This window comes from Pigmentiphaga soli (genome assembly GCF_039541095.1).
Taxonomy (GTDB): domain Bacteria; phylum Pseudomonadota; class Gammaproteobacteria; order Burkholderiales; family Burkholderiaceae_B; genus Pigmentiphaga; species Pigmentiphaga soli.
Genome location: NZ_BAABFO010000028.1, coordinates 22,226 through 43,192, shown reverse-complemented (window position 1 = coordinate 43,192; position 20,967 = coordinate 22,226). Strand labels below are relative to the sequence as shown.

Annotated in this window: 18 protein-coding genes and 1 pseudogene; 5 read left to right on the top strand and 14 right to left on the bottom strand. The window is 70.7% G+C overall.

Features of this window, described 5'->3' with window-relative positions; genetic code table 11:
* Position 1: 1 nt before the first annotated feature.
* The 3 genes from ABD927_RS21150 to ABD927_RS21140 form a co-directional block, all read right to left on the bottom strand.
* Positions 2 to 253 carry a GlsB/YeaQ/YmgE family stress response membrane protein gene (locus tag ABD927_RS21150; RefSeq protein ID WP_345251849.1) on the bottom strand — a complete coding sequence of 84 codons (252 nt, stop codon included), beginning with the start codon at positions 251 to 253 and terminating at the stop codon, positions 2 to 4.
* Positions 254 to 350: 97 nt separating this feature from the next.
* Entirely contained in the window at positions 351 to 1,481 is a 1,131-nt protein-coding gene (locus tag ABD927_RS21145) for an acyl-CoA dehydrogenase family protein (protein WP_425570327.1), read from the bottom strand.
* Positions 1,466 to 2,020 carry a carboxymuconolactone decarboxylase family protein gene (locus tag ABD927_RS21140; protein ID WP_345251847.1) on the bottom strand — a complete coding sequence of 185 codons (555 nt, stop codon included), beginning with the start codon at positions 2,018 to 2,020 and terminating at the stop codon, positions 1,466 to 1,468. The genes ABD927_RS21145 and ABD927_RS21140 overlap by 16 nt, the downstream gene beginning before the upstream one ends.
* A gap of 133 nt (positions 2,021 to 2,153) precedes the next feature.
* Between ABD927_RS21140 and ABD927_RS21135 the strand changes: the two genes are divergently transcribed.
* The gene (locus ABD927_RS21135) at positions 2,154 to 3,110 is read left to right on the top strand and encodes an AraC family transcriptional regulator (RefSeq protein WP_345251846.1); all 957 of its coding nucleotides are present in this window, start codon (positions 2,154 to 2,156) and stop codon (positions 3,108 to 3,110) included.
* Between the two features lie 20 nt (positions 3,111 to 3,130).
* Here ABD927_RS21135 and ABD927_RS21130 read toward each other — a convergent pair whose 3' ends face one another.
* From ABD927_RS21130 to ABD927_RS21120, 3 genes are read right to left on the bottom strand one after another with little or no spacing between them, the layout of a single operon-like run.
* A complete protein-coding gene (locus ABD927_RS21130) occupies positions 3,131 to 4,003 on the bottom strand; it encodes an ABC transporter permease (RefSeq protein ID WP_425570326.1) in 873 nt (290 codons plus the stop codon).
* Positions 4,000 to 5,190 (bottom strand): ABC transporter substrate-binding protein, encoded by a 1,191-nt coding sequence (locus ABD927_RS21125; RefSeq protein ID WP_345251845.1) that lies wholly within the window; start codon positions 5,188 to 5,190, stop codon positions 4,000 to 4,002. The genes ABD927_RS21130 and ABD927_RS21125 overlap by 4 nt, the downstream gene beginning before the upstream one ends.
* A 12-nt stretch (positions 5,191 to 5,202) precedes the next feature.
* Positions 5,203 to 6,021 carry an ABC transporter ATP-binding protein gene (locus ABD927_RS21120; protein ID WP_345251844.1) on the bottom strand — a complete coding sequence of 273 codons (819 nt, stop codon included), beginning with the start codon at positions 6,019 to 6,021 and terminating at the stop codon, positions 5,203 to 5,205.
* 267 nt (positions 6,022 to 6,288) lie between these two features.
* Between ABD927_RS21120 and ABD927_RS21115 the strand changes: the two genes are divergently transcribed.
* Complete coding sequence (locus ABD927_RS21115; RefSeq protein ID WP_345251843.1) at positions 6,289 to 8,031, top strand: ATP-binding cassette domain-containing protein; 1,743 nt, start codon at positions 6,289 to 6,291, stop codon at positions 8,029 to 8,031.
* Positions 8,032 to 8,065: 34 nt separating this feature from the next.
* Here ABD927_RS21115 and ABD927_RS21110 read toward each other — a convergent pair whose 3' ends face one another.
* Positions 8,066 to 8,986 carry a YicC/YloC family endoribonuclease gene (locus tag ABD927_RS21110; RefSeq protein ID WP_345251842.1) on the bottom strand — a complete coding sequence of 307 codons (921 nt, stop codon included), beginning with the start codon at positions 8,984 to 8,986 and terminating at the stop codon, positions 8,066 to 8,068.
* A gap of 147 nt (positions 8,987 to 9,133) precedes the next feature.
* Between ABD927_RS21110 and ABD927_RS21105 the strand changes: the two are divergent.
* Both ABD927_RS21105 and ABD927_RS21100 read left to right on the top strand, forming a co-directional pair.
* Positions 9,134 to 9,316, top strand: a pseudogene (locus tag ABD927_RS21105) (hypothetical protein); the annotation flags it as partial.
* A 14-nt stretch (positions 9,317 to 9,330) separates the two neighbouring features.
* Positions 9,331 to 9,864, top strand: a complete 534-nt coding sequence (locus ABD927_RS21100) for a bestrophin family protein (RefSeq protein ID WP_345251841.1) — start codon at positions 9,331 to 9,333, stop codon at positions 9,862 to 9,864.
* Between the two features lie 39 nt (positions 9,865 to 9,903).
* Here ABD927_RS21100 and ABD927_RS21095 read toward each other — a convergent pair whose 3' ends face one another.
* The 5 genes from ABD927_RS21095 to ABD927_RS21075 are packed head-to-tail and all read right to left on the bottom strand — an operon-like array spanning position 9,904 to position 15,526.
* Positions 9,904 to 11,094, bottom strand: a complete 1,191-nt coding sequence (locus ABD927_RS21095) for an acetate/propionate family kinase (RefSeq protein WP_345251840.1) — start codon at positions 11,092 to 11,094, stop codon at positions 9,904 to 9,906.
* Positions 11,091 to 12,479, bottom strand: coding sequence for a bifunctional enoyl-CoA hydratase/phosphate acetyltransferase (locus ABD927_RS21090; RefSeq protein ID WP_345251866.1), 1,389 nt, complete (start codon positions 12,477 to 12,479; stop codon positions 11,091 to 11,093). The genes ABD927_RS21095 and ABD927_RS21090 overlap by 4 nt, the downstream gene beginning before the upstream one ends.
* A 34-nt stretch (positions 12,480 to 12,513) precedes the next feature.
* Entirely contained in the window at positions 12,514 to 12,981 is a 468-nt protein-coding gene (locus ABD927_RS21085) for a phasin family protein (RefSeq protein WP_345251839.1), read from the bottom strand.
* Positions 12,982 to 13,013: 32 nt separating this feature from the next.
* Entirely contained in the window at positions 13,014 to 13,784 is a 771-nt protein-coding gene (gene fabI, locus ABD927_RS21080) for an enoyl-ACP reductase FabI (RefSeq protein ID WP_345251838.1), read from the bottom strand.
* A gap of 2 nt (positions 13,785 to 13,786) precedes the next feature.
* Positions 13,787 to 15,526, bottom strand: coding sequence for a PHA/PHB synthase family protein (locus ABD927_RS21075; RefSeq protein ID WP_345251837.1), 1,740 nt, complete (start codon positions 15,524 to 15,526; stop codon positions 13,787 to 13,789).
* Between the two features lie 283 nt (positions 15,527 to 15,809).
* On the opposite strand from ABD927_RS21075, the gene ABD927_RS21070 reads away from it, so the two are divergent.
* Positions 15,810 to 16,814 carry a 2-hydroxyacid dehydrogenase gene (locus ABD927_RS21070; RefSeq protein WP_345251836.1) on the top strand — a complete coding sequence of 335 codons (1,005 nt, stop codon included), beginning with the start codon at positions 15,810 to 15,812 and terminating at the stop codon, positions 16,812 to 16,814.
* Positions 16,815 to 17,006: 192 nt separating this feature from the next.
* On the opposite strand, the gene ABD927_RS21065 is transcribed toward ABD927_RS21070, so the two are convergent.
* Together ABD927_RS21065 and ABD927_RS21060 are read right to left on the bottom strand one after the other, a co-directional pair.
* Positions 17,007 to 18,698: a YadA family autotransporter adhesin gene (locus ABD927_RS21065; protein ID WP_345251835.1), complete on the bottom strand. Its 1,692-nt coding sequence runs from the start codon at positions 18,696 to 18,698 to the stop codon at positions 17,007 to 17,009.
* Positions 18,699 to 18,781: 83 nt separating this feature from the next.
* Complete coding sequence (locus ABD927_RS21060) at positions 18,782 to 20,953, bottom strand: phosphocholine-specific phospholipase C (protein ID WP_345251834.1); 2,172 nt, start codon at positions 20,951 to 20,953, stop codon at positions 18,782 to 18,784.
* Between the last annotated feature and the right edge of the window lie 14 nt (positions 20,954 to 20,967).

The window sequence follows — 20,967 nt, the reverse complement described above, 5'->3', positions numbered from 1 at the left end:
TTCAGCGCTTCCTGGCGATCGCCCCATAGATGAGGAGCAGCACGATCGCGCCGATCACCGACGCGATCCAGCCGGCGCCCTCGCCCGGCTCGTACCAGCCGACGGCCCGCCCCACGTAGCCGGCGATCAGCGCGCCGGCGATCCCCAGCACGATGGTCAACAACCAGCCCATCCGGTCGTCGCCCGGCTTGATCGCGCGCGCGATCAGGCCGACGATGAGTCCCACGATCAAGGTTCCGATGAACGACAGCATGACGTACTCCCTCCCAGGAAAAGGGGCCGGCTCCGGCCCGCAGGTATCATGCCATCGCGCCGGCCGCGGTGCGGGGCGGAATCTGTATCGGAACCTGTCAGAACGTGCCCTCGTGCCTGGCCAGTTCCGCCCGCAGCTGCACCAGGCTCGGCGTCACGATCGGCACGAACGCGAGCTCGCGCAGACGGCGGGCGAAGCCCGGCTGGCGGCCGCGCAGATACGCCGCGCCGCCCGCCGCCTGCAATTCCAGCTGCACGGCCTGGGCCGCAGCGTCCGCCAGTTCGATCCGCAGCTTGAACAGCGCCGCCGGCGTCTGGCGCAGGCGGCCGCTGCGCACGCCTTGGACCAGTTCATCGGCCAGCGCCGCGGTGCGCGCCGAGAGGTCTTCCAGGGGCGCCGCCAGAATGCCCTTCGGGGCGTTCCCCCGTCCGGCGGCCCGGCGCGCTTCGTCCAGCGACCGGCGGGCCAGGCCGATCGCCAGGCTGCACTGGATGCCGACGAACGACGGACGCAGTCCCGGTAGATAGGCCCGCGCGTCTTCATGCAGCAGGCAGTCGGCGCCCGCGGGCGTGGCCGTCAGCGAAATGGCGGCGGTATTGCTCGATTGCAGGCCGATCAGCGGCAGATCGGCGCTGCGCTCCAGCCCCGGAACGTCATGCGGCAAGGCCACGACGGCCACCCTGCCGTCGGGCGCCCGCACCGCGGCGGCGACCACGAAGCCCTGCGGCCGCAGATTGGTGACCCAGGGCATGGCGCCGTCCAGCCGCCAGCCGGCGCCGTCCTGCGTGGCCGTGATCTGCAGCGACTCGATGCCGCCCAGGAACTTCATCGCGTTCGACAGCGCGCTGGCGCCGGCGACCCGGCCCGCCATCAGCGCGGGCAGCCAGCGCTGCGCCAGTTCCCGGTTGGGGCTGTGCAGCACGTATTCGATAAAGACGCGGTGGCCCCAGGCCACGAAGGCGCAGGCCATCGAGTAGTAACCCAGCTCGGCCACCGCCTCGATCGCGTCGCCGATGTCGGTGCCATCGTGGCCGTCCCATTGCGCCGGCACGCCCCAGCGGAAGACGCCGGCCTCGACCAGCGGCGGCAGCACCGCGCCCGGATCGCATTCACCGGTGTCGATCGCGTCCGCATGGGCGTCCAGCCATTCGACCAGCTGCGGGGTCAGGTGGCCGGACGTCCGGCCGGCGGGCGCGGCGGCGCAGGCTTGCGTCATTGGCGTTCCCATTCGAACGGCTTCATTTCCGGATTGAGCGGCGTCTGGCCGAGATTGTTGGCGAAGTTGCAGATCGTGGCCAAGCCCACGCCCAGCACCACTTCCAGCGCATTGGCCTCGGTGAAGCCCGCGGCCAGGAAGGCCTGCAGCTGAGCGTCTTCCACGCGCCCGCGGGTTTCGATGACGGCGCGGGTGAAGGTAGCCAGCGCGGCCAGCCGCGGGTCGGGCAGCTGCGCCTGCGCGCGCAGCGCCTCGACGTTCTCTTCGGCGATGCGCGCCTTGTTGCGCGCCAGCGCAGTGTGCCCGGCCACGCAGAAGGTGCAGCCGTGCCGCGTGGCGGCGGCCAGCTGCACGACTTCGCGTTCGGCCAGGCTCAGGCCGGACTTGGCGTTGATCTGGGAAAGCGTCTGGTACGCTTCCAGCGCCGCCGGCGCATTGGCCAGCAGCCCGAGCAGATTGGACAGGTAGCCCGCCCCCTTGCGGGCGGCTTCCAGCGCCGGGCGGACCTGCTCCGGTGCGTTTTCGATGGTGCGGACCGGCAGACGTGCCATGAGGGGCTCCGGGAAAGGGATAATCAGGGCTTCATTGTCGATAGCGGCCGCCCCGGCGGCAATGATGCCGCATGGCATTTTCATGCTCAGGACTATCGACTTTCGGTAATTTGCTTATTCGGTCGACACTCTCATGGCGATTTCCCCGGTGCAGGGCGGCGGCCCTTCCCTTGCCCCGCCCGCCGCCGATGGCGCGGCGCCCGACAGCGTGCTGCTTTCCAGCCTGGACGTCAGCTCGACGATCTACCACGTCGGCCAGTATTGCGGCAGCTGGTCCGCCAGCACCGCGGGCACCAGCCAGGCCAGCTTCCACCTGGTGCTGAAAGGGCAATGCTGGCTGCACATCGCGCAGCAGGAACCGCAGCGGCTCGGCGCGGGCGACGGCGTGTTCTTCCTGCGCGACCTCGCGCACCGGCTCAGTCCGGATGCCGATCCGTCGGCACTGCTGGCGCCGAAGTCGGGCGAGATGATCCCGCTGTCGGCCCGGCCCGAGCAGGAAGGCACGGGGCTGGCCTGCGGCTTCTTCTCGTTCCGCAACCGGATCGGCCAGCTGGTGTCCGACGCCCTGCCCGACCACTGGCTGATACGCGTGGACGATGCGCGCTTCGATCCGGCGCGCACCGTGGTCGGCCTCATCCTGGACGAGACCACGGCCCATGCCCCGGGCAGCCAGGAGCTGCTGGACCGCCTGGCCAGCCTGCTCGTGTTCTACGTGCTGCGCCCGGTGGTGGCCGACGATCCGCAGGCGGGCAGCCTGCTGAGCCTGGCGCGCGACCCCGCCATGGCCTCGGTGGTGCAGGCCATCCTGGCCGATCCGGCGCAGCCGTGGACCCTGGAGCGGATGGCCCGGCTGGTGCACATGTCGGCCGCCACCTTCCATCGCCGTTTCACCCTGCTCAGCGCGACCACGCCCGCGCAGCTGGTGCAGCAGCTGCGCATCCGGCTGGCCGCGCATATCCTTGCGCGCGGCGCGGGCATCGCCGAAACCGCCGAGCGCGTCGGCTACCAGTCGCAGGCGGCGTTCAGCCGGCTGTTCATGCGGATCATGGGCGAGTCGCCGTCGGCCTGGCGGCGGATGCGCCAGGGCTGAGCGCCCTGCCCCGGGCGCGCCTACCCTCGCCAGAGCCGGTACAGCGAACGCGCCGCCGCATCAAGCAGGAAGCCCAGCGCCCCGATCAGCAGCACCATCGCCATCAACTCCGAGTACGCCAGCCGGTCGCGCGTGTCGAGAATGAAATACCCCATGCCCGCCGATACGCCCAGCATCTCGCACGGCACCAGCACGATCCACAGGATGCCGATGGCCAGCCGCACGCCCGTCAGCACATGGCCCAGCACGCCGGGCAGCACCACGGTGCGCAAGGTCTCCCAGCGCGTGGCCGACACGCTGCGCGCCAGCAGCAGCCAGCGCGCGTCGAGCTGCTGCACGCCGGCGGCAGTGTTCAGCAGGATGGGCCAGACGGCGGCGAAGGTCAGCAGGAAGTAGACCGGATCGTCGCCCACGCCGAACACCATCACGGCGATCGGCATCCACGATAGCGGCGAGATCATGCGCAGGAACTGCATGGCCGGCGACAGCGCGGCCTCCAGCCGGCGCCAGCTGCCCACCGCCAGGCCCAGCGGAATGCCGATCACCATCGCCAGCGCCAGACCCACCAGCACGCGCCGCAGGCTGACCAGGATGTGCAGCGGCAGGTCGGAGCCGGACAGCAGATCGTAGGCGCTGGCGAAGGTGGGCGTGGGCCCGAAGCGCCGCGCCAGGCTGTCTGGCGCAGGCAGCGCCTCGGTGCCCAGCCACCAGCAGAGCAGCACGGCGGCCAGCCCCAGCGCGCCCCAGGCGGCGCGCGCCGGCCAGGCGGGACGGGGCTGTTCGCCGCCGGGCGCGGCGGCGAGCGGCGCGGGCGCGACGGCCCGCGAGACGCGGGCGGACGCCGCCGCGGGCGGACGCCGGTTCCGCGCTTCGGGCAGGCTGCGCGCCGTCACGCCTGGACCGTTTCCGTGCGGGAATAGCCGGCCGGCAGGCCGAAACGCTGCAGGCCGCCCACGGATTCGATGGCGCGCCTGACGTAGCGGTCGTCGACCAGCTCGCGCGCGGCCTGCGCCGGATCGAGCCCGGCCAGGAAGCCGTGATCCCCTTCGATCATCGTCGCCTTCAGGCGGCGCACCAGTTCTTCGGTGTAGCTGGGGAAGGGATAGGGCTGGAAGTCGATGCGCTTCTCGTCCCACTGCCGGTGGCGGATGGCGCCCGAGGCCAGGTAGGTGTCGCGGTCGGAATCCGGGGGCGCCAGTACCTTGGTCAACGCGGGCAGCGTATGCGGCGTGTAGCGGTTGATGCCTTCCTTGGACAGCAGCCGGGCGGTCTCGGCCCGGTGCTCGCGTATCCACAGCTGGGCCTTGACCACGGCGTCGACCACGCCCTGCGACCACTGCGGCCGCTGTTCCAGGTCGCGCTCGTGCATGAACACCACGCAGCAGGCGTGGTTGCGCCAGATGTCGCCGGTGAAGCGCAGCACCTTGCCCACGCCCAGCGTCTCGGCCGCGGCGTTGAAGGGCTCGGCCACGATGTAGCCGGCGATCTGCTTCTGCGCCAGCGCCGGCGGCATGTCGGCCGGCGCCATCACCACCAGGTTGACCTCGTTGGCGCCAGCCGCCGCGCCCTTGCGGGAGACGGGCGTCAGGCCGTTCTCGCGCAGCAGGTACTGCAGCATCACGTTGTGGATCGAATACCAGAACGGGATCGCCACCGTCCTGCCGCCCAGCGCGCGCACGTCGGCGATGTCGGGCGCCACCGTCAGGCCCGAGCCGTCCACGTGGTTCCAGGCCACCACCCGGGCCGGCACCTTGCTGCCGAAGCGCGCCCATACCGTCATCGGCGACAGCAGGTGCACCACGTTGACCTGGCCCGAGATGAAGGCCTCGATCACCTGGGCCCAGCTGCGCAGCAGCGTGGGCTTCTCGGCCTTGATGCCGGCCTGCTCGAACAGGCCGTTGTTGTGGGCCACCAGTAGCGGCGCGGCGTCGGTGATGGGCAGGTAGCCGATGCGCACGGGGGCGTCAGGCTGCGCCTGCGCGCGGGCCTGCAGCGCCGTCAGCAAGGGCAATGCGCCACCGGCGGTGAACAGGGTGGCAAGCTTGAGCATGTCGCGTCGGGAGGCGTGTTCCAGGCACATGGGCGTGGCTTCCTAGACAGGGAGGGAAACGGGACCGGCGGCGGGCGCCTGCGCCTGCCGCAAGGCATCGCGCAGCCTGGTCAGCACCTCGACGCGCAAGGCGCCGAGTTCGTGCAGGCAGTTCTCGCGCGGCTGCGGCAGCGTCACCGGCCACTGCGCCGCGAGGCGGCCGGGCGAACCGCCCAGCAGCAGCACTCGGTCGGCCACGGCCAGGGCCTCGTCGATATCATGCGTGATCAACAGCGTGGCGGCGCGGAAATCGGCCACGACCTTTATCAGCAGCTGCTGCATGCCGGCACGCGTGACCTCGTCGAGCGCGCCGAAGGGCTCGTCCAGCAGCAGCACGCTGGGCTGCCGCGCCAGGCAGCGGGCCAGTGCCGCGCGCTGCGCCATGCCGCCCGACAATTGGGCCGGCCGCAAGTGGCGCGCGTGGTCGAGCCCGACCTCGGCAATGGCGCGGTCCACGCGGCGGCGCCGTTCGTCGGGACCGCTTGCCGGCTGGCGCGAGAAATTCAGGCCGTAAGCCACGTTGCGCTCCAGCGTGAGCCAGGGCAGCAGGCTGGCGTCCTGGAAGGCCACGGCCACGCGCGGATGCACGCCGGCCAGCGGCGCGCCGTCCATCTCGATCGTACCGCGCGCGAAGGGCTGCAGCCCGGCCAGCACGCGCAGCAGGCTCGATTTCCCGACGCCGCTTGCGCCCAGCACGGCAACGATTTCGCCGGCGCGCAGATCGAGGTCGATGCCTTCGAACACCGCGGCGCAGGCGCCTGGATAACCGGCCGCCAGGCCACGGGCGCGCAGAACGACGCGGCGGTCGGGCTCCTCGCTCACATTGCCTCCCGCCGGACCGGTGAATCAGCGAGCCTGTGCACGCAACCGCCTTCCAATATCATTCCATTCGAAAACATTTGCGCACACATTCTGGGCAGCCTTATCGATGGCGACAAGTCCAAGGGTACGCATTTTCATGCTCAAAGTTATCGACTTCGAGTCATTTGCTTATTCTCGGGCGAGTCATAAGCTGAGGCCGGCCCCCGCCGGCAGCTTCGGATACCCGCCGCCGAACCCTCTATTGAATCGAACCAGACAGCCTTCCTCGTGACGACATCCGCTTCCTCTCCCCGTCCGCCCGCCATCGGCCTCGGCAGCGCGGCGCGCGACCTCTATCGGGCGCTCTGGCGCCATGCCCTCGGCGTGCGGGCCCACATGCTCGGCGCTGCCGGCCTGCTGTCGGCGGCGCAACTGCTGCGGCTGACCATGCCCTGGCTGGCCGCGCAGGCGATCAACGCCTTGCAGCAGGGCAGCATGGCGACGGCCGGCCACTGGATCGTCTACCTGGTCGGCATCTACCTGCTGTCGTGGCTGCTCCACGGCCCGGGGCGGATACTGGAACGCAACGTGGGCGTGCAGGTGCGCACGCGCCTGGCCGACCAGCTCTACGCGCGCATCGCCGCGGCGCCGCTGGCCTGGCGCGACGGCAGGCATTCGGGCGAGCTGCAGCACCGCGTGGTGCAGTCCAGCCGCGCGCTGTCGGACTTCGCCCAGAACCAGTTCGGCTATCTGCAAAGCGCCTTCAACTTCGTCGGCCCCCTGGTCGCGCTGGCCTTGCTGTCGCGCACCAGCGGCGCGATCGCGATAAGCGGCTACGTGATCATTGCCCTCATCATCCTGCGCTTCGACCGCGCGCTGATGCAGCTGGCCCGCGCCGAGAACGACGCCGAGCGCCGCTATGCCGCCGCCCTGCTCGACTTCGTCGGCAACGCCGGCACGGTGATCGGCCTGCGCCTGCAGGCCGCCTCGCGCAAGGTGCTCGGCCGCCGCATGGAAGCGGTGATGGTGCCGCTGCGCCGCACGGTCATGGTCAACGAAGGCAAATGGTTCGCCGTGGACCTGCTCGGCATGGGGCTCACCTGGATCCTGGTGGTGGTCTACGTGCTGCAATCGCGCCAGCCGGGGCAGGCGGTGCTGCTGGGCACCGTCTTCATGATCTACCAGTACGCCCAGCAGGCCGCGTCGGTGGTCGGCGCGATGGCCACGAATTTCCAGAGCTTCGCGCGCATGCATACCGACTACGGCAGCGCCGAGCCGATCTGGGATGCCCCTGGCGACCCCGACGCCGCCGTGCCCGCCGTGGTGCCCGACGCGCCCTGGCAGACGCTGGAGCTGCGCGGCGCCGCCTGGCGCTACGCCGACGACGCGCGCGGCGGCCTGCATGGCGTCGACCTGCTGTTGCGACGCGGGGCGCGCGTGGCGCTGATCGGCCCGAGCGGCGGCGGCAAGAGCACGCTGCTGCGCATGCTCGCGGGCCTCTACCTGCCGCAGCAGGGCGAACTGCTGCGCGACGGCGCGCCGATGGACTGGGCCGGGCTGCGCACGCTGGCCACGCTGATCCCGCAGGAGGCCGAGGTGTTCGAGGCCAGCGTGGAAGAGAACCTTACTTTCGGCGAGCCGGCCGACGCGGCGGCGATGCAGTCCGCGGTGCATGCGGGCGTGTTCGACGAGGTGCTGCAGCGCATGCCCGAAGGCCTGGCCAGCGCCGTCAACGAACGCGGCGGCAACCTCTCCGGCGGTCAGCGGCAGCGGCTGGCGCTGGCCCGCGGCGCGCTGGCGGCGCAGGGAAGCTCGCTGGTGCTGCTGGACGAACCGACCAGCGCGCTCGACCCGCAGGCCGAAGGCCGGGTGTTCGACCGCATGTACGCGGCCTTCCCGTCGGCCTGCATCGTCGCGTCGGTGCATCGGCCGAGCCTGCTCGAACGGTTCGATACGGTCGTCGTGGTGGAGGCTGGCCGCGTGGTCGACGCCGGTCCGCGCGACGAAGTGCTTGCCAGGCGCGCGCCCTGAGCAGGCAGTCGGGGTACCAGTTGCTGTATACGCATTACTCGATATTCTGCGCCTGCTCCCGCATCTGCTCGATCAGCAGCTTCAGATCCATCGCCGCGCGCGTAACTTCCAGCCCGCCCGCCTTCGACCCCAGCGTGTTCGCTTCGCGGTTCATTTCCTGAAACAGGAAGTCCAGCCGCTTGCCTGCGCTGCCCTTGTCGCCTTGCTTGCCGGAGCGGGCGCCGGCGATGAGCTGCTTGAGCTCGGCCAGGTGCGAGTGCAGCCGCGACAGTTCCTCGGCCACGTCCACGCGCAGGCCGAACAGCGTGGTTTCGTGCGCCAGCCGTTCCGACAGTTCGGCGCCGCTGATGTTCTGGAAGCCGCCGGGAAACGCGGCCTCGACCGTGTCGCGCAGCTTGCGGGCGAGGCGTTCGCGGTATTCCTGCAGCAGCTGGGGCATGCGCTGCTCGACCTCGGTCACGACGGCGGCCACGGCGCTGGCGCGATCGGCGATCATGGCGGCCAGGCGCTGGCCTTCGCGGTCACGCGCTTCCTGCATCTGGGCCAGGGCGTCGGCGGCTGCGGCCATCACGGCGTCGCGCCAGGTGTCTTCCGATTCCTCGGCGCCCTGCACGCCGGGCCAGGCCAGCAGTTCCGCCAGCCGCGGCGGCGCGGTGTCGGGGAATACCGTGCGCACCCGTTCGTACAGGCGGGCGGCCTGCTCGAGCGCGGCGATGTTGACGGCGTCGGGGTCGGTGCGCACGCGGCGCTGCAGGCCGACCCGCACCTCGATCTTGCCGCGCGCCACCGAGCGCGTCAGCAGCTCGCGCAGCGGCGCCTCCATGTGGCGCAGCTCGTCCGGCATGCGGAAATGCAGGTCGAGGAAGCGGCTGTTGACGCTCCGGAATTCCAGGGAAACCGACCCGAAGTCGGTGTCGGCGCGGGCTGCGCCGAATGCGGTCATGCTGCGGATCATGGGACGTCGCCTTGCGGTGGGAATCGGACGGCGCGCCGACGACTGGCCGGGAACGGCGAAACGGTCGGCGCTTTGTGGCGATGATAAGCCAAACCGCCGCCCGGAATCGGGGATAATTCGCCCTCTCCTTCCCGCCCGGTTCCGCGCATGATCGTCCGCCCGAAAACCAACTGGTTCAGGATGCTGTTCGTCTGGCACGGTTCCGTGCTGCGGGCGATCCTGGCGCCGCTGGGGCTCATCCTGCTGCTATCCTTGGCCGCGCTGTGGGGCAAGCAGCAGGCCGGGGATTTCCACCTTCACCTGAATCCCGTGCCGTTCAGCCTGATCGGCGTGGCGCTGGCCAGTTGCGCAACACCGACCCGGGGCCGGCGCTGGCGCGCCTGCTGGGGCCCGAAGAGGCCGCGCAGGCCATGCGGCATGTCCACCGGCCGCAATACCTCGTGCTCGAGGCGCAGCGGCAACTGGACGGCTGGCGCCGCGCCGGCCGGTTCGGCGACATCCTGTTCGACGCCTGGCAGCGCCAGCTCGACGCGATCAGCACGATACAGGGCGGCTGCGAACGCATCGCCGGCACGCCGATTCCCTATGCCTACAGCGTGCTGCTGCACCGGACCACCTATTTCTACTGCGCACTGCTGCCTTTCGGGCTGGTCGACAGCATCGGCGGCATGACGCCGGTGATCGCGGTGTTCATCGCCTATGCCTTCATGGCGCTGGACGCCATCGCCAGCGAGCTGGAGAACCCGTTCGGCGAGGAGCCGAACGACCTGCCGCTGGAGGCGCTGGCGGTCAATATCGAGCGCATGCTGCTCGAAGGCGTCGACGCCGGCCCGCTGCCGGCGCCGACGCAGCCCGACCGGCACTACCGGCTGCGCTGAGGGCCGCGGCCTGGGCCGGCGGCGCCTTCCCCCGGCCGCTCAGCCCGCCGCGATCGCCTCCCGCGCGTGGCGCGCCGCCACCCATTCCTCGTTGGTGGGTTCCACCGCCGCCATCGGCCGGCTGCCCGGCGCGGAAATGACCGGGCCATGCGCGGCGTTGGCCGCGTCGTCGAGCACCAGGCCGAGGTAGGCCAGCGCCGCGCACACCCGGCGCCGGATTTCGTCGTTGTGCTCGCCGATGCCGGCCGTGAAGACCAGCAGGTCGACGCCGCCCAGCACGGCGGCCAGGGCGCCGATCTCGCGCACGATGCGGCGCACGTACAGGTCGAGCGCGGCGCGCACGCGCGGGTCGTCTTCGTGTTGCAGCAGCACGCGCGGGTCGGACGACAGGCCCGAGATGCCGAGCAGGCCGGACTCGTGGTACAGCGCATGCCCGACCTGCTCCAGCGTGAGGCGCTCGATTTCCATCAGGTAGATCACGGCCCCCGGATCGAGCGCGCCGCAGCGGGTGCCCATCATCAGCCCGTCCAGCGCCGAAAAGCCCATCGTGGTGGCCACGCTGCGCAGTTCGCGCATGGCGCACAGGCTGGCGCCGCTGCCCAGGTGGGCGACGATGGTGCGGCCGCGGGCCGCGTCGCCGTAGCGTTCGGCCAGCGCGACCGACATGTATTCGTACGACAGGCCGTGGAAGCCGTAGCGCCGCACGCCGCGCTCCCAGGCCGCCCACGACAGCGGCAGCATGCGTTCGACGTCCGGCAGCGTGTGGTGGAAGGCGGTGTCGAAGCACGCCACCTGCGGCAGGTCGGGCCGTTCGGCCAGCAGCACGTCCATCGCCTCGAGCGCGAACGGCTGGTGCAGCGGCGCCAGCGGGATGTAGCTGCGCAGGTCGGCCAGCACGCCGGCGTCGACCCGCACCGGCGCCGAATACTTGCTGCCGCCGTGCACCACGCGGTGGGCGACGGCGGCGATGCGGCGGCCGCCCAGGCGGGCGACGATGCGTTCGCGGATGTGGCCCAGCGCGGCGTGATAGGGCTGTCCGGCGTCGAGCGCCACCAGGCCCGGCTCGACGCCGGTTTCGCCGAAGCTGGACTGCGGGCCGCCGATGCCGTCGACCTTGCCGTTCCACGCCGGCCGGCGCGGCAGCGGCTCGGCGCCGGCGTCGTACAGCGCGAACTTGATGCTGGACGAACCGCAGTTCAGGACCAGGATCAGGTCTTCGGTACGGTTCATGGCGGCGACGTCCGGTAGCTGTGGGCCACCATCACCGCCAGCGCGCAGGAGGCGATGCGGGCCTCGCGCGAGTCGGCGCGGCTGGTCAGGATGATGGGCAGGCGGGCGCCCAGCACGATGCCGGCGCTGGCGGCGTGGCCCATGTATTCGAGCTGCTTGGCCAGGATGTTGCCGCTTTCCAGGTCGGGCACCACCAGGATGTCGGCCTGGCCGGCCACCGGCGATTCGATGCCCTTGATGCGCGCAGCCGCGGCCGACACGGCGTTGTCGAAGGCCAGCGGACCGTCGAGCACGGCGCCGGCGATCTGGCCGCGGTCGGCCATCTTGCACAGCGCGGCGGCGTCGAGCGTGGCCGGCATCGACGGGCTGACGGTCTCGACCGCGGCCAGGATCGCCACCCGCGGCCGCGCCACGCCGATCACGTGCGCGAGCTCGATCGCGTTGCGCACGATGTCGGCCTTTTCGTCCAGCGTGGGCGCGATGTTGACGGCGGCGTCGGTGACGATGAACGGCCGCGGATAGGCCGGCGTCTGCATCAGAAAGCAATGGCTCAGCCGCCGCTTGGTGCGCAGGCCGGCCGCGGCCGGCACCACCGCGTGCAGCAGTTCGTCGGTGTGCAGGCTGCCCTTCATCAACGCCTCCACCCGCCCCAGCCCGGCCAGCTCGACCGCGCGCGCCGCCGCCGCATGGCTGTGCGGCACGTCTTCGATCTCCAGGCCGGACAGGTCCAGCCCTTCCTGCGCGGCGACCGCCTCCAGCTTGGCGCGCGGCGCCACCAGCACCGGCTCGATCAGCCCGGCGGCGCGCGCGTCGAGCGCGGCCGACAGGCTGGCGGCGTCGCAAGGATGCGCCACCGCCACGCGGATCGCGCCCAGCGGCCGCACGTGCGCCAGCAGGCGCTGCAGCCCGTCGCCGCCCACGTCCAGCCTGACCTCGGGCAGCGTGGCGCGCGGCCGCTCCACCCGCTCGGTGGGCGCCACCACCTCGGCCTCGCCCTCGATGACATCGGTGCCGTCCTGGTTGACGCAGCGGCAGGCCAGCTTCAGCCGCTTGCGGGCGGGGTCGCGATCGGTGACCGTGACGCCGATGGCAAGCGTATCGCCCACCCGCACCGGCCGCAGGAAGCGCAGCGTCTGGCTGAGGTAGATGGTGCCCGGGCCCGGCAGCCGCGTGCCCAGCACCGCCGAGATCAGCGCCGCGCCCCACATGCCGTGCGCGATCACGCCGTGGAAACGCGACGAGGCGGCGAATTCCGGGTCGACGTGCTGCGGGTTGACGTCGCCCGACAGGATGGCGAACAGCTGGATGTCTTCGACGCTCAGCGTGCGTTCGATGGTGGCGCTGTCGCCGACGGCGATTTCATCGAAGACCTTGTTGCGGATCATCTGCAGCGCCGGAACCGCCGCCGGCTCGCCGCCGCTACTTGGCACGGGCGGCCCCCTTTTTCGCGCCGTCGGCGGCGTCGGCCGGCAGCATGCCGGCCTGGCGCAGGAAGTCGCCGAAGGCGGTGTTGAAGGGCGCCACCTCGCCGTTGCCGCCGAAGGCCTGCGCCGTGTCCTTCTGCCAGGCCTGGAAGGCGTCCTGCAGGCCGGAGGCGAAGGCGGCCTGGCTGGCGATGGCCACCTGCGCCGCCGCCTGGCCGTCGCCGAGCCGCTGCTGGAACACGCCGCGCGCCGATTCGCCGGACAGGGTGGCGAACGAGGGCCAGTCGTGGATCCGGGTCAGCCGCTCGGCGCACGATTTCGATTCGGCGCAGCGGGCGTCGACCACCTTGGCGCCCAGGTCGAACCATTGGCGCACGCTGTCCTGCATCAGGCCGGCGGTGCGCAGCACGAATTCCATGTTGGCCTTGTGCAGGGCCAGGGGCAGATCGCTGGGGTTGCTCATGATGTTCTCCTGATAGTGGGCGGCCGGGGGCGTCAATTGAGCACGTGATAGCCGCAGTCGACGTACAGCGTGCCGCCGGTGATGGCGCCGGCCGCATCGCTCGCCAGAAAGGCGCACAGGGGGCCGACGTCGTCGATCGACAGCGGCCGCCGCATCGGCGCCCGGCGCTGGCTGTCGGCCAGCAGCCGGTCGAAATGGGCGATGCCCGAGGCCGCCCGGGTGGCCACCGGCCCGGGCGACACCGCGTTGACGCGGATGCCGGCCGGGCCAAGCTCGGCGGCCAGGTAGCGCACCGTGGATTCGAGCGCCGCCTTGACCGGCCCCATCAGGCCGTAGTCGTCGATGACCTCTTCGGCGCCCAGGTAGCTCATCGTCATCAGGCTGCCGCCGCCCTGCATCAGCGGCTCGGCCAGCCGGGCCATGCGGATGAAGGAATGGCAGGACACATCCATCGCGCGGGCGAAGCCGGCGGCCGAGGTGTCGACCACGCGCCGCTGCAGGTCTTCCCTGGGCGCATAGGCGATCGAATGGAGCGCGAAGTCGAGCCGTCCCCACTGCCTGGCGACGGCGTCGAACACCGCCTCCAGCTGGCCTTCCCGTTCGACGTCGAGCGGCAGGCGGATCGGGGCCTGCACGGCTTCGGCCAGCGGCTCCACGTACGGCCGCGCCTTGTCGTTGAGCCAGGTGACGGCCAGTTCGGCGCCGGCCGCGCGGAAAGCCCGGGCGCAGCCCCAGGCGATGCTTTCGTCGTTGGCGATGCCGACCACCAGTCCCTTCTTGCCCTGCAGCGTCGACGCGTCCATGGTCACTTCTCCAGCACGTATCGGCCCGGCGCGTCGCCGAGCACAGGGTAGCCGCGGCGCGGCGCGCCCATGCGGGGCGGCGCGCCAGGATCGGCAGAGCGCTGCCGCAGCCATTGCACCCACTCGGGCCACCAGGAACCTTCGGCCACCGGCGCCAGGCCGAGCCATTCTTCCGGCGCCACGTAGGGCGCGCCGGCCGGGTGCGTGAGCAGGCGGTAGTGGCGGCGCGGATGGCCCGGCTCGCTGACGATGCCGGCGTTGTGGCCGCCGCTGGTCAGCACGAAGGTGATCTCGGCCAGGGTCTGGTATTGCAGCTTGAACACGGAGCGCCAGGGCGCGACGTGGTCGGTCTCGGTGCCCACCATGAACACCGGCAGCGTGAGGTCGGCCAGGGCCACCGGGCGGCCGCGCACCGGATAGCGGCCCTGCGCCAGGTCGTCGTGGAGGAACAGCCGCCGCAGGTACTGGCCGTGCATCTTCGCCGGCATGCGGGTGGCGTCGGCGTTCCAGGCCATCAGGTCGTTCATCGCCGGCCGTTCGCCCAACAGGTAGTCGCCCACCAGGCGCGACCACAGCAGGTCGTAGGAACGCAGCATCTGGAAGGCGCCCGCCATCTGGCCGGCGGTCAGGTAGCCGGTGCGCGCCATCTGGGCCTCGAGCAGCGATACTTCGCTTTCGTCGATGAACAGTCCCAGTTCGCCCGGTTCGGCGAAATCGGTCTGCGCCGCGAACAGCGTCATCGTGGCCAGCCGGTGGTCGCCGTCGCGCGCCATCGCGGCGGCGGCGATCGCCAGCAGCGTGCCGCCCAGGCAATAGCCCACCGCATGCACCGGCTGCTGCGGCACGATGGCGTTGACGGCGTCCAGCGCCGCATGGAAGCCCTCTTCCAGGTAGTCGTCCATGCCCAGGTCGCGCTCGGCCTCGCCGGGGTTCTTCCACGAAATGCAGAATACCGTGCGGCCCTGCGCCACCAGGTAGCGGATCAGCGAGTTGTGCGGCGACAGGTCGAGGATGTAGTACTTCATGATCCAGGCCGGCACGACCAGCAGCGGCTCGGGGTGCACCTGCGCGCCGGCCGCGGCCGGCGCGTACTGGATCAGTTCCATCACGCGGTTGCGCAGCACCACCTTGCCGGGCGTGACGGCCACTTCGCGGCCGGGCACGAAATTCTCGGCGCCGGCCGGCGGCTCGCCGGCCAGCAGGCGGCGGGCGTCTTCGACCAGGTTCAGGTGGCCGCGCCACAGGTTGTTGCCGGCCTCCTCCATCGTGCGCCGCAGCACCACCGGGTTGGTGGGACCGAAATTGCCGGGCGACAGCATGTCGAGCCACTGGCGGGCGAAGAAGGCGACCAGCTGTTCATGGTGCGGCTCCACCCCGCGCACGCCGTGGGTGGCGCCGTCCCACAGTCGTTCGTGCAGCAGGAAGGACTGGTGCAGCAGGTTGAACGGCCATTGGCGCCAGGCCGGATCGGCGAAGCGGCGGTCGGTTACCGGCGGCACGGCCTGCGTCGGGGCGGCCAATGCGGCCCAGCGGTAGCCGACCAGCTGGGCCGCCTGGCAGGCGGCCTGCAGGCCCACCTGCAGGCCCTTGCCCGGCGACACGGCCAGGTGCGAGGCCCAGTCGAGCCAGGCCAGCGCCAGGGCCTGGGGCGACATCGATGCGGTCAGGCGCGCCAGCAGCGCGCGCGTGCCGAGGTCTATCCTGGCCGCGAAGCCGTCGGCGGGCGAAGATTCAAGGGTCATCGAAAGGCCTCGGAGAAGACCGCGGGCGCTCCGCGGCGGGACGGCGGCGCGCCCCTGACTGCGGATATTGTCCATCGCATGGTGCGCGGCGATTTGACATGCGTCAATAACATGTTGCACCGCGCAAGAGCTCACGGCTCCACTTGGCGCCCCCCATCCAGGACGCCGCGGCTCCGGCTCCGCCGGTCCGCCAGCGTCGCCCCTTGAGGGGCGCGCGAAGCGCGTAGGGGTGGGCTAGCCTTGAGGTACATTCAGGGCATCAGCCCGGCTAGCGGAGGCCGCCATGAAAGTCGCCGTTTTCAGCGCCCAGCGCTACGACCGCTTCTTCCTCGACGAAGCCAACCGCCTGCGCGCGGCGCAGGGCTTCGAGCTCGACTACCAGGAAGCCGCGCTGTCGGCGCAAACCGTTGCGCTGGCGCGCGGCTGCGACGCCGTCTGCGTCTTCGTCAACGACCGGCTCGACGCGCCGGTGCTGGAAGCGCTGGCCGGTGCCGGCGTGCGGGCCGTGCTGCTGCGCTGCGCGGGCTTCAACAACGTCGACGTGGCCGCCGCCGCCCGCCTGGGCCTGTTCGTGGCGCGCGTGCCGGCCTATTCGCCCGAGGCCGTGGCCGAGCACGCCATCGCGCTCATCATGACGCTGAACCGCCACACCCACCGCGCCTACAACCGCGTGCGCGAGGGCAATTTCGCGCTCGACGGCCTGCTGGGCATGACGCTGCACGGCAAGTCGGTCGGGCTGATCGGCACGGGCAAGATCGGCCTGGCCACGGCGCGCATCCTGAAAGGCATCGGCTGCCGGCTGCTGGGCGCCGATCCGTTCCCGTCGGAGGAATTCAAGACCCTGGGGGATTACGTCGGGCTCGACGAATTGCTGGCGCGGGCCGACATCGTCAGCCTGCACTGCCCGCTGACCGAAGACACGCGCCACATGATCGACGCGCGGGCGCTGGCCGCGATGAAGTCGGGCGCGATGCTGGTCAACACCTCGCGCGGGGCGCTGGTCGATACCCAGGCGGTGATCGCGGCGCTGAAATCCCGCCACCTGGGCTCGCTGGCGATCGACGTCTACGAACAGGAAAGCTCGCTGTTCTTCCGCGACCGGTCCGACGACATCATCGACGACGACGTGTTCCAGCGCCTGATGACCTTCCCCAACGTGCTGGTGACCGGGCACCAGGGCTTCTTCACGGCCGAGGCGCTGCGCGAGATCGCCGCCGTGACGCTGGACAATCTCGACGCCTTCGCCACCGGCCGGCCCTGTGAGAATATTCTCCCCCCTACGCGCTGACGCGCGCCCCCAGGGGGCGATGCGCGCGGACCGGAAGGGAAGCCCACCCCCGCGCGGCCTACGGCCGCTCCCCCCTCGAGGGGGCGATGCGCGCGGACCGGAAGGGAAGCCCACCCCCACGCGGCCTACGGCCGCCCCCCTCGAGGGGGCGATGCGCGCGGACCGGCGGAGCCGGATCCGCCGCATCCTGGATCAGAACACGCCGCCGACGCCGGCGAATACGCCCAGGCCCTGGCCGCTGCCGGCCACGCCGCCTTCCACGCTCCATGCGCCGCTGCTCGAAGTGTGCCGCAGGCTGATGCCCAGCGCGCTCTCGCCGCGGTAGTTGGCCACGTTGGCGGCGTAGCTGAACTTGCCGGGCACGAACGGCGCCTGGCGCGCGGCCATGGCCGCGGCGGTGCCGGCGTAGGCCTTGCGCTCGACGCCGTGCAGGTCGCGGCGGAAGGCGTCGTTCAGCTGGTTGAAACGCTGGTCGGTGTACTGGTTGGCCTGGCCCAGCACCGCGGCCGACGAGCGCTGCACCGTGCTGTCGAGCTGGCCGACGTTGACGGCGTCGTTGACGTCGCTGCCCGCCGCCACGCCGGTGATCTGGCGGTTGCCCACGTTGACCTCGCCCGATGAGCTTTGCGGGGCGTCCACGCCGTAGGCCTGGTAATCGGCCTGCGCGCCGCGCGAGGCCGACGAGCCGGCGCCCAGCGCCACGCTGTTGCCGGCATCGGCCGTCGCGCCCGAGCCGACCGCCACCGAACCGGTGGCGTTGGCGCCGGCCTGGGTACCGATGGACACGGTGTCGTCGGCCTGCACGCCGTGGCCGGCGGTGTAGCCGATCGACACGTTGCGATCGCCCTGGACATTGGCGCCGGCGCCCGAGCCGACGGCCGCGTTGTCGTTGCCGGCCACGCCGCGGCCGGCGCCCAGGCCGCTGGCCTGGTTGCCGGTGCCCGTCACGTCGGTCCCGGCATAGGCGCCGTTGGCCATGTTGTAGTCGCCCGTCACGTTCTGGCCGGCATTCATCCCGCTCGACTGGTTGGCGTTGCCCTGCACGTTCTGGCCCGCGTTCCAGCCTTCGGACTGGTTGGCGTTGCCGGTCACGTTGCGGCCCGCTTCCTGGCCGTAGGCCTGGTTGGAGTCGCCGGTCACGTTGCGGCCGGCGTTCGACCCCATCGCCCAGTTCTGGTTGCCGGTGGTGTCGGTGCCGGCCCAGAAGCCCAGGCCGTTGTTGTAGTCGCCGGTCACGTTCTGGCCCGCGCTGCGGCCGAAGGACTGGTTCCAGCCGCCGTTGACGTTGGTGCCGGCGTAGTAGCCGATGGCCTGGTTGGCGTTCTTGCCGCCCACGTTGGAGCCGGCGCCTTCGCCGATCGACAGGTTCCAGTTGGTGGTGACGTCGTTGCCGGCGCCGTTGCCGATCGACTGGTTGTTGCTGCCGGTCACGTCGCGGCCGGCGTTGGCGCCGTAGGCGTTGTTGTACGAGCCGGTCACGCCGGTGCCGGCCCAGAAGCCGATGCCGCTGTTGTAGCTGCCGGTCACGTTGTTGCCGGCGCTGCGGCCGAACGACAGGTTCCAGCCGCCGGTGACGTTGTTGCCCGCGTAGTAGCCGAACGCCTGGTTGGCATTGTTGCCGCTGACGTTCTGCCCCGCCCCTTCGCCGATGGCCTGGTTCCACTGGGTCGAGACGTTGTTGCCCGAATTGCGGCCGATCGCCCAGTTGTTGGGCGCGGTCACGTTGGTGCCCGAATTGGCGCCCACGCCCAGGTTGTTGGTGCCGCTGTCATAGTTCATCGGCGGCGGGGTCTGCGCGTTCGCCTGTGCCCCGTACGCCGCCAGCAGCGCGCCCATCAGCGCGCCCAGGACCGGCAGGCCGGCCCTGTTTCGATTGTTCGCCATGAATGTTTTCCCCAACGTTCGTATCCGGGCCGGCGCGGCCTTCCCCTCGGAGCCGCGCCGGCCACCCTTTGCCGAAAAACCGCTCAGGCCAGCGTGGCGGCCATCGCCGGATCGCTGACGCCGTCCTTGCCCGTCTCGACGCGGCCGGCGAAGCGGCGCTCGAAGTTGGCGCCGGTCACCGTGAAGTCGTACCAGCAGCCGCTGTCGGCCAGTTCCCAGTGCTGCTCGGCCATGCCGCCGGCGGGCACGGTCATCGTCCACGGGCCGTCGCCGCGGTAGGCATTGGCCGCGACCGCAACCTGGATGTCTTCCTTGCCGCCGTTGTGCACCTTGGCGTAGACGTTGCCGTTTTCCACGTCGTAGCAGACCTGCAGTTCGGGCTGCGCGGCGGCCGCGGCGTGCGCCTGGGCGTTGCCCCGGAAGGTCCGCACGAAGCCGTTGGTGCTGTACACCCACAGGTCGTAGTCGCCGCCGTCGCCGGCGGTATTCCAGGTGTCGGACAGCGTCTTGCCGGCTTCCACCGTGTAGCGGCGCGGGATCAGATCCAGGTGCTTCTTGTCGTACACGTGGAATACCGCGCCCTGCTTGCCGGTGTTGCTGAAGATCAGCTTGACGGTGTTGGCGTCCTCGACCCGCGCGCTCGCGTGCAGCTCATAAGGCAGGGCGCGCGAGTAGCGCACGCCGGGCTCCTGGTACAGCGCCTGCGGCACGGCCGGCGGATCGGCGCGCGGCAGCGTTTTCTGCTGCGCTTCGACGGCGCTGAAGTTGCTGCTGTCGGGCAGCTCCGGGAACGCCGCGTCGTTGGGCGTGGTGAAGTCGAAGGCCGTGGTCAGGTCGCCGCAAACGGCGCGATGCCACGGGCTGATGGCGTCGATCTTGATGTCGAAGCGCTGCTCCAGGAAGCGGCCCATCGAGGTATGGTCGAAGGCCTGCGAGCAGACCCAGCCGCCGCGGCTCCACGGCGACACCACGTACATCGGCACGCGCGGGCCCAGGCCCCACGGGCGCGTCGCGCCCGAGATGGTGTCGGCGGCGTTCCGGTACGCGCCCGCCGGGTCGCTGAAATACTCGCCGTCCAGCGGCACGGTGGAGGCGCCCATCAGCTTGCCGCCGGCGTCGTACGACGGCACGGCCGGCGGCGGCAGGTGGTCGAACAGGCCGTCGTTCTCGTCGAAGGTCAGGAAGAACGCGGTCTTGCTCCAGACCTCGGGATTGGCGGTCAGCGCGTCCAGGATGGTGGAGACGAAATCGGCGCCCTGCATCGGGCTGCCGCCGCCGCCCGGGTGCTCGGAAGCCGAGGGCCACGGCAGCACCCACGACACCTGCGGCAGCGTGCCGTTGGCCACGTCGGCGCGGAATTTCTCCAGGAAGTCGGGGCCGCCCGTCATGCCGTGCGTGTAGACCGGCGTGCCCGGCTGCGCGGTGCGGAAGCTCTGGAAGGCCAGGCAGCCGTTCATGGCGCCGGTCCAGTTGTTGTTCATGTCCTGGTAGATGTGCCAGCTGATGCCGGCCTTCTGCAGCACGTCGGGCAGCGTGTCCCAGGCGAAGCTGCTGCCCACGTATTTGTAGTTCGCCTGCGGCTGCGGGTCGCCATCCACCCAGTTCGACGGGCTGGGCCAGCAGCGCTTGTTGTTCGGCTCCGAGTCGGAATCGGTGCAGTTGATGCCCAGCCGGCCCAGCACCGGGTTGAAGTTGGAGCCCGACCAGAACACGATCCGGTTCGGGTCGGTGCCGGTGGTGATCGAGCAGTGGTAGCCGTCGCAGATGGTGAAGGCTTCGGCCAGCGCGAACTGGAACGGGATGTCCTCGCGCCTGTAGTAGCCCATCGAATACTTGGTCTTGAACTTCGGCCAGTAGCCGAACTTGCCCTGGTTCCAGGCGGCCTGCGCGTCCGAATAGCTGTGCGGCGTGCCCGGCACGAACAGTGCGTTCATCGTTTCCCTGTCCAGGTGGTACGGCGGCACGTCCTGCGTGCCGTCGGACTGCTGCCAGACCGGCTTGTCGCCCTCCAGCGGAATGGTGAGGCGATCGCCGAAGCCGCGCACACCCTTCATCGTGCCGAAGTAGTGGTTGAAGCTGCGGTTTTCCTGCATCACGATGACGATGTGCTGGATGTCCTTGATGGTGCCGGTGTCGACCGCGGCGGGAATGGCGAGCGCGCGGGCGATGCTGGGCGGCAGCACCGACAGGGCGGCGGCGGCGCCGGCGCCCTTGGCGGCGTTGGCGAGGAAGGTGCGTCGAGAGAGTTTGTTCATGGCGTGACGGCGAA